This window comes from Saccharothrix sp. CCNWYY140, assembly GCF_037401995.1.
In the GTDB taxonomy this organism is placed as follows: Bacteria; Actinomycetota; Actinomycetes; order Mycobacteriales; family Pseudonocardiaceae; genus Actinosynnema.
Genome location: NZ_JBBEGC010000233.1, coordinates 1 through 3,350, shown reverse-complemented (window position 1 = coordinate 3,350; position 3,350 = coordinate 1). Strand labels below are relative to the sequence as shown.

Sequence of the window (3,350 nt, the reverse complement as noted above, 5' to 3'; positions counted from 1 at the left end):
TGTCTGGTTGTTCTTTGAGAACTGCACAGTGGATGCGAGCATCTTTGTGGCAAGTTATTAAGGGCATACGGTGGATGCCTTGGCACCAGGAGCCGATGAAGGACGTAGGAGACTGCGAAAAGCCTTGGGGAGCTGTCAACCGAGCTGAGATCCAAGGGTGTCCGAATGGGGAAACCCGGCCCCAGTCATGTGGGGTCACCCGTACCTGAACACATAGGGTATGTGGAGGGAACGCGGGGAAGTGAAACATCTCAGTACCCGCAGGAAGAGAAAACAACCGTGATTCCGTGAGTAGTGGCGAGCGAAAGCGGAAGAGGCTAAACCGTACTCGTGTGATACCCGGCAGGGGTTGCGTGTGCGGGGTCGTGGGACCTGTTGGTCAGTTCTGCCGGACTGGCAAGGAGTCATAAAACGGGGTTGTTAGCGGAACGTGTCTGGAAAGCATGGCCGTAGAGGGTGAAAGTCCCGTACGCGAAAACACTCCGTCTTCTTACAGGTATCCCAAGTAGCAGCGAGCACGTGAAATTCGCTGTGAATCTGGCGGGACCACCCGCTAAGCCTGAATACTCCCTGGTGACCGATAGCGGACTAGTACCGTGAGGGAAAGGTGAAAAGTACCCCGGGAGGGGAGTGAAATAGTACCTGAAACCGTGTGCCTACAATCCGTCGGAGCCTTTAGGGGTGACGGCGTGCCTTTTGAAGAATGAGCCTGCGAGTTAGTGCTGCGTGGCGAGGTTAACCCGTGTGGGGTAGCCGTAGCGAAAGCGAGTCCGAATAGGGCGGTTGAGTCGCGTGGTCTAGACCCGAAGCGGGGTGATCTAGCCATGGCCAGGGTGAAGCGTGGGTAAGACTGCGTGGAGGCCCGAACCCACCAGGGTTGAAAACCTGGGGGATGAGCTGTGGTTAGGGGTGAAAGGCCAATCAAACTCCGTGATAGCTGGTTCTCCCCGAAATGCATTTAGGTGCAGCGTCGTGTGTTTCGTGCCGGAGGTAGAGCACTGGATGGTCTAGGGGGCCCACAAGCTTACCGAAATCAACCAAACTCCGAATGCCGGTACGTGAGAGCGCGGCAGTGAGACTGCGGGGGATAAGCTTCGTAGTCGAGAGGGAAACAGCCCAGAACGCCGGCTAAGGCCCCTAAGTGTGTGCTAAGTGGGAAAGGATGTGGGGTCGCCCAGACAACCAGGAGGTTGGCTTAGAAGCAGCCACCCTTTAAAGAGTGCGTAATAGCTCACTGGTCAAGTGGTCCTGCGCCGACAATGTAGCGGGGCTTAAGCACACCGCCGAAGCCGTGTCATTCAGATTTTGTCTGGATGGGTAGGGGAGCGTCGTTCAGCCATTGAAGCGCCGGAGGAATCCAGGTGTGGAGGCTGGACGAGTGAGAATGCAGGCATGAGTAGCGAAAGCAGAGTGAGAAACTCTGCCGCCGGATGACCAAGGGTTCCTGGGCCAGGCTAATCCGCCCAGGGTAAGTCGGGACCTAAGGCGAGGCCGACAGGCGTAGTCGATGGACAACGGGTTGATATTCCCGTACCCGTGTGAACGCGCCCATGGCGAACCTTGTGATACTAACCGCCCGAAGCCCGCACTCGAGTCTTCGGACGAGGGTGTGACGTGGAGCGCGGGACCTGAACTTGTAGTAGTCAAGCGATGGGGTGACGCAGGAGGGTAGCTCCGCCAGTGAGTGGTAGTACTGGTGTAAGCGTGTAGGCCGACGTGTAGGCAAATCCGCACGTCATCAAGGCTGAGACGTGATGCATAGCCGATTGAGGCGAAGTAGGGTGATCCCATGCTGCCGAGAAAAGCCTCTAGTGAGTGTTCATGCGGCCCGTACCCCAAACCGACACAGGTGGTCAGGTAGAGAATACCGAGGCGATCGGGCGAACTGTGGTTAAGGAACTCGGCAAAATGCCCCCGTAACTTCGGGAGAAGGGGGGCCGAGGGATTTGAAGCCCCTTGCGGGCTAGGATTTTTCGGCCGCAGAGACCAGCGAGAAGCGACTGTTTACTAAAAACACAGGTCCGTGCGAAGTCGCAAGACGATGTATACGGACTGACGCCTGCCCGGTGCTGGAACGTTAAGGGGACCGGTTAGCTCTTCGGGGCGAAGCTGAGAACTTAAGCGCCAGTAAACGGCGGTGGTAACTATAACCATCCTAAGGTAGCGAAATTCCTTGTCGGGTAAGTTCCGACCTGCACGAATGGCGTAACGACTTCTCGACTGTCTCAACCACAGGCCCGGCGAAATTGCACTACGAGTAAAGATGCTCGTTACGCGCGGCAGGACGGAAAGACCCCGGGACCTTTACTATAGCTTGGTATTGGTGTTCGGTTCGGCTTGTGTAGGATAGGTGGGAGACTGTGAAGCGCCAACGCCAGTTGGTGTGGAGTCGTCGTTGAAATACCACTCTGGTCGTACTGGATGTCTAACCTCGGTCCGTGATCCGGATCAGGGACAGTGCCTGGTGGGTAGTTTAACTGGGGCGGTTGCCTCCCAAAGGGTAACGGAGGCGCTCAAAGGTTCCCTCAGCCTGGTTGGCAATCAGGTGTCGAGTGCAAGTGCACAAGGGGGCTTGACTGTGAGACCGACGGGTCGAGCAGGGACGAAAGTCGGAACTAGTGATCCGGCCATGGCTTGTGGAAGCGTGGTCGCTCAACGGATAAAAGGTACCCCGGGGATAACAGGCTGATCTTGCCCAAGAGTCCATATCGACGGCATGGTTTGGCACCTCGATGTCGGCTCGTCGCATCCTGGGGCTGGAGTAGGTCCCAAGGGTTGGGCTGTTCGCCCATTAAAGCGGTACGCGAGCTGGGTTTAGAACGTCGTGAGACAGTTCGGTCCCTATCCGCCGCGCGCGTAGGATACTTGCGGAAGGCTGTCCCTAGTACGAGAGGACCGGGACGGACGGACCTCTGGTGTGCCAGTTGTCCTGCCAAGGGCATTGCTGGTTGGCTACGTTCGGAAGGGATAACCGCTGAAAGCATCTAAGCGGGAAGCTCGTTCCTAGATGAGGTATCCCACCCTTTGTGGGTTAAGGCCCCCAAGAGACTATTGGGTTGATAGGCCGGAGATGGAAGGTCGGTAACGGCTGGAGTTGACCGGTACTAATAGGCCGAGGACTTGCTATGAAGACGCTACGCATCCACTGTGCGGTTCTGAAAGAACCGAACCAGACCCCGAGCGCCCTGTATAGGGCTGCTGAGGGCCTGTTGGGCGGTAATTTCATAGTGTTTCGGTGGTCATAGCGGTTGGGGAACACCCGGTCCCATTCCGAACCCGGTAGTTAAGCCTTCCAGCGCCGATGGTACTGCACTCGTGAGGGTGTGGGAGAGTAGGACGCCGCCGAACAT

Annotated in this window: 2 rRNA genes; both read left to right on the top strand. The window is 57.0% G+C overall.

Annotation, left to right across the window (positions count from 1 at the left end):
- The first annotated feature begins 47 nt into the window (after positions 1-47).
- A 23S ribosomal RNA gene (locus WBN91_RS38925) occupies positions 48-3,128 on the top strand.
- 103 nt (positions 3,129-3,231) lie between these two features.
- A 5S ribosomal RNA gene (gene rrf / locus WBN91_RS38920) occupies positions 3,232-3,348 on the top strand.
- The last annotated feature ends 2 nt before the right edge of the window (positions 3,349-3,350 follow it).